We start from the raw sequence: 4855 nt of genomic DNA on the forward strand, positions 1-4855 counted from the left end.
TCTTCGCTGCCTTCGCCTACCGTCAGCGCACCGCGACCCACCCGCTCATCAAGCCCTCGCTCATGAAGAACCGGGGTTTCACTTCCGGATTGCTCGTGTGCCTGGTCGCCGTCGCCGCCGGCACCGGACTGCTCTTCGTGCTGTCCCTGTTCCTGCAGGAGGGGCTGCACGCCAGCCCGCGGGACACCTCGCTCGGTCTGGTGCCGCTCACCCTGGGACTCGTCGCAGCCGGGTTCGCCGCCATGGGCGGCCTGGTCGCCAAGCTCGGTCGCACCCTCGTCTTCATCGGCCTCACCGTCGACCTCGTCGGTTGCGGTTGGGTACTGGTCCTTGTCGCTTACTCCGGGACGAACGTCAGCCTCTGGGCGCTGGCCCCGGCGTTCTTCGTCATCGGCGTCGGCATTGGCCTCAGCTTCGCCACGATCCCCGTCGTCGCTCTCGGCGACGCGAAACCTGACGAAGCCGGCAGCGCCAGCGGCTCGTTCAGCTCGATCCAGCAACTCGCATCAGCGATCGGCTCGGCCGCGGTCACCTCGATCTTCTTCCAAGCCGCAACCTCCGGACTGGGCCACGCGATGAAAGTCAGTCTCATCGTCGTTCTGGCCGTCACCGCCCTCAGCCTCCCGATCGTCGCCCTGATGCCCCGCAAGGCACCATCAGAACCCCAGCAGTGAGCAACCGGCCAAACGTGGCGAGGATGGCTGGCCGACGGGGTGCCTCCCAACCCGTCGGCCGGCCATCCTCGCCGCCTGGCTGACCACCAGCGACCGGATCCCCATCGAAACCCCGCGCGCAGCGGCAGGTGTCCGGGGAGCAGCGCGATGACATGTGGCTGTGGGTCGAGACCGGCGAGCGCTGGCAGGCCCAGAACCTGAACGCGGCCACGGCCGCGAAGGTCGACCAGACCGAGGCCGCGGCCGAGCCGCTTGTGCTCGCGCACCACGAGAGTGACCGCTACCCCGGCCGCGCAGTTCCCGGGCCAGGGTGACGGCCTTGTCGAGCTCGGGGCGGATGGTGTCGCGGGTGGAGATCTTCTCGGCGAAGATGCGGGTGACGCCAGCGGCCTTGAGCGCGTCGAGCTGGGTGTCGAGGGACTGGCGGAGGGTGGAGGCGCGGGCGTAGCCGATCCGCGCGTGCCCGGCCGGCTCGGCGTCGGCCGCGGCCGGGCGGGGCAGCTCGATCCAGGCCGTGCCGGCTTGCGGAGGGCCGGGATGGGGACGTTGAGCGCCTTGGCGGACCGGGCACGAGCCGGAAGCGGGCGGTGTGGTTGGCTTGGCGAGTGAGCTGGGAGCCAGTTTCGCGTGAGTTTTGGTACCAGTTGGAGATCTTGAGCCGCTGGTCGGAGAACGAAATTTGGTACCACTCTGTACCTCGGTTCGCCCGAAGGTCCCCTCATCTGCACCCAGTCGGAGCGCGGGTTGTAAGCACGTTGCAGGGTCGCGTCTGGCAAAAACAAGATCGATTCGCGTGGTGCTCAGGTCGACTGGAGATTGAGTGTGACGAGGAATCCCGTGAACGTGGTGGTGACGGTCCGCCAGGAGCATTGGCGTGGGTCGGTCCAGAAGTCGCTGGCGATGACCCGGGGGTCGTGGCGGTCTGTCCGGTAATCCAGTGCGATGGCGACGTCGTCGCCGGGGTTTCTGTTGACCGCGATGAGGACGGCGGCTTCGGCATCGAGCCAGGGGAGGTCCGAGGGGTGAGGCAGGGTGCTGCTCCGGTGGACGCGAAACAGGTCTCGGGATGGGGGGTCATCGGCGAAAAGGTCTAGCGATTGTGACTCTCGTGCCATGGCCTGGGTGCTTTCGAGGAAGTCCAGGGGATCCTCGAACCAAGGCATGATGCTTTTGAGCGCGTCGTCACCTGGATGCTTCCAGCGGTGGTCTGCCAGCAATGCGAGGAGCGGCGGAGGCAGTGGAAGCCGGCGAACGAAGACAGCGGGGCGTCCTGCTGCGCCTGGAGATTCCATGTGGTCATCGTGCCGTATGCACGATATCTGGCGGTCAGGCTTCGGCGCGGGCTCGAGTTTGGGCGAGCCGGTAGGAGTCAGTGCCGGTCTCGATGATGGTGGCGTTGTAGGTGAGCCGGTCGACGATGGCGGCGCAAAGGCGGGGGTCGGTGAAGGTTTTGGTCCAGCCACCGAACGACTCGTTGGAGGCGATCGCGACGCTCGCGGTCTCTTCTCTGTCGGTCAGGACTTGGAAGAGCAGGTCGGCGCCGCGTTTGTCGAGTTCGAGGTAGCCCAGCTCGTCGATGCACAAAAGATCGAAGCGTCCGTAGCGGGCGATGGTCTTGTTGAGGATCAGCTCGTCGGCCGCTTCGACCAGTTCGTTGACGAGCTTGGCGGCCAACACGTATTTGACCCGGTATTCGGCCATCGCGGCTTCGGTGCCGAGCGCGATGAGCAGGTGCGACTTGCCGGTTCCGGAGTCGCCGATCAGGCAGAGCGGCTGGCCGTTGCGGACCCATTCACACTTGGCCAGGGTGTGGATCAGGGCGGAGGGGACGTTGGGATTGGCGACGAAGTCGAAGTCGGACAGCCATTTGGCGCGGGGGAAGCCCGCGGCCTTGATGCGCCGCTCCGAGCGGCGGCGTTGCCGGTCCTCGCATTCGGCCATCAGTAGCTCGGCCAGGAAGCCGCGGTAGGTGAGCTGCTCGCGTTCGGCGGCGTCGGCGGTGGCGATGAACTGGCCGCGGATGGTGGGCAGCCGCAGCATCCGGCAGGCCTGGTCGACGGCGGCCTCGGCGGCCGGCTCGGTCAGGCCCCGCTGATGGGTGAGCTGCTGGTGGGTGCTCATGACGTATCTCCATCCTTCTGGTTGGCGGAGCGGCGGCGAGGCAGCAGCTGGTCGTAGGCGGCCACCGACGGCGGGGGCCGCCTATCGGCCGGCAGCGAGGCCAGGCGGTGCTCGGTCAGCGACACGATGTCGGCGGGCAGCGCGGCTGGATGGCCAACAGGCAGTGCGTCAGTGCGGGTGGCCGCGGTGGGTTGCGGGTCTGCTTGGGCGGCCTTGCGCGCCTCGACCGCCACCACGTCGCTGGTCAGCGCGCCGACCTGGAGCGCGGCGGCGATGCCGGCGACCACGTGCTCGTGGGCCATGCTGCGGTGCAGCATCAGCACCTCGATCAGCGCCCGGGTGCCGTGAGCGTCCCCATGCGCCTTGCGGACCGCGGCCCACCAGGCGTCGTGCACCGGGGTGAACCGGCCGGACTGACGGGCCTGCTCCAGCGCGGTCGCTCCGGGTAAGGCTCCCGGCTTGCGGACCAGCACCTCCAGATAGTGGTCCAGCTCCAGCCGGGAGCCGTTCTTGGCGATCAGACGCTCGTGGCGGGCCACCTCGATCTTGCCGGCGAACACGATGAGCTCGTTGGAGTGCAGCAGCACACGGACTTGGCGGCCGATCAGCCGGACCGGCACCGAGTAGCGGTTGGTGCGCACGCAGATCTGTGACCTGCGGTCCACCCGGGGATGGAAGACGCGGCCGGTCTGGAACGGCTCGGCCGGCAACGGCTGAAGCAGCGGCCGTTCGATGGCGAAGTACTCGCCGACGGTGTGGGCGCGCGAGCCGATCCTGCGCCCGTCATCCTCGGCGTCCCACCGGTCGATGGACGCGTTCAGCTCCGCGATCGAGGCGACCTGCGGGACCGGGACCAGGCGGTTGCGGCGGAACCGTCCGACCTCGCCCTCCACCCCACCCTTCTCATGGGCGCCCGCCAGACCAGGGCGGCAATAGAAGGTCTCCAGACCCATGTGGGACCTGAAGGCCACCCACCGCTCGTTCTCCACCCGGGCCCGGGTGAAGCCGAGCACCTGGGCCACCGCCGAGGTCAGGTTGTCATAGCGGACCTTGCCGGTCGGGATCCCGCCCAGCACGTTGAACGCGTGCACATGCCCCTCGAAGAAGGCTTCCTGGCCACACGACAGGGTCACGTGATGCACGGCCTTGCCCGAGTACGACAGCCGGAACACGAACATGTAGCACTTGGTCCTGCGCCCGGCCAGGTCCACCCACACCTCCCCGAAGTCGACCTCGGCCTCTTCTCCAGGCTTGTGGATCTGATCGATGGGCACCTCCGGCGGCCCGTGCCCGGCCTCGGCCCGGATCTGCGGGCGACGCGCCGCGACGTAGTTGCACACCGTCGAATAGGAGATCCCCTCCATATCCTGCTCGGCCACCAACCGGTCGAAGATCCGCCGGACCGTGTGCCGCTGCTTACGGGGCGCTCTCAGATCCAGCCACAGCATCTGGTCGATCACCGGCTTGAACGGGTCCAGTCGCGACCTCCGCGGCGCCATCGCCTTGCGCGGCGCCGGCCATGCGGACATCAACGCCTCTGCCACCGTCCGGCGGGAAACTGCGTACTTGCGCGCCAAGGCCCGCTGCGACAAGCCCTCCACCCTGGAGTCCCGCCTGATCGCCGCGTACTTCTCCACCTTGGTCATCCGGGCCATCAGCGCCCCCTTGTGACGCCAAGCGCATCGAGCGTCCCACCGCCACGCCACGAGTGGTACCAAAACTCGCTGAACCGTCACCATCCGGCTACACAGCGGCACCCGAACTCACTCGCAGCTGGCACCAGAACTCGCGCGTAGACCCAGTGTGGTACTGGACGGCCACCTTGCCCCGGCCAGTGCGGCAGGGCGAGCCGGCACGTCCATGTTCGCCAACCCCGACCTGCCCGAGGCGGTTTCGGGTGCGCCCTGGGGTCGAGGTGATTACCAGCTACCTAGAACCGTTCCTAAACAGTAGCCAGGAGTGACATCTGATGCCACGTCCCGGAACTGCGCGCATCCCGAACGGTTTTGGATGCGCTGGTCTCCCGCGTTCTCGTTCCCTCCGTCCGGCGATGTGCATCG

Annotated in this window: 5 protein-coding genes and 1 pseudogene; 2 read left to right on the forward strand and 4 right to left on the reverse strand. The window is 67.7% G+C overall.

What is annotated here, in order from left to right:
• Positions 1-674 (forward strand): MFS transporter (locus tag ACTWPT_RS59505; RefSeq protein WP_443186390.1); only part of this gene is annotated, 674 nt, incomplete at its 5' end.
• A 152-nt stretch (positions 675-826) separates the two neighbouring features.
• On the forward strand, positions 827-988 hold the full coding sequence (locus ACTWPT_RS59510; protein WP_443186394.1) for a hypothetical protein: 162 nt from the start codon (positions 827-829) through the stop codon (positions 986-988).
• A 43-nt stretch (positions 989-1031) separates the two neighbouring features.
• Here the strand turns inward: ACTWPT_RS59510 and ACTWPT_RS59515 are convergent.
• From ACTWPT_RS59515 to istA, 4 genes and pseudogenes are all read right to left on the reverse strand, one after another.
• Positions 1032-1544: pseudogene (locus ACTWPT_RS59515) on the reverse strand (hypothetical protein); the annotation flags it as partial.
• Complete coding sequence (locus ACTWPT_RS59520) at positions 1475-1966, reverse strand: hypothetical protein (RefSeq protein WP_443186391.1); 492 nt, start codon at positions 1964-1966, stop codon at positions 1475-1477. The gene ACTWPT_RS59520 and the pseudogene ACTWPT_RS59515, both read right to left, overlap by 70 nt.
• A gap of 34 nt (positions 1967-2000) precedes the next feature.
• On the reverse strand, positions 2001-2795 hold the full coding sequence (istB, locus tag ACTWPT_RS59525) for an IS21-like element helper ATPase IstB (protein WP_443186392.1): 795 nt from the start codon (positions 2793-2795) through the stop codon (positions 2001-2003).
• Positions 2792-4450 (reverse strand): IS21 family transposase, encoded by a 1659-nt coding sequence (gene istA / locus ACTWPT_RS59530; protein WP_443186393.1) that lies wholly within the window; start codon positions 4448-4450, stop codon positions 2792-2794. Before istA ends, istB begins: the two co-directional genes overlap by 4 nt.
• Between the last annotated feature and the right edge of the window lie 405 nt (positions 4451-4855).

This window comes from Nonomuraea sp. 3N208, assembly GCF_052245935.1.
Lineage (GTDB): Bacteria > Actinomycetota > Actinomycetes > Streptosporangiales > Streptosporangiaceae > Nonomuraea.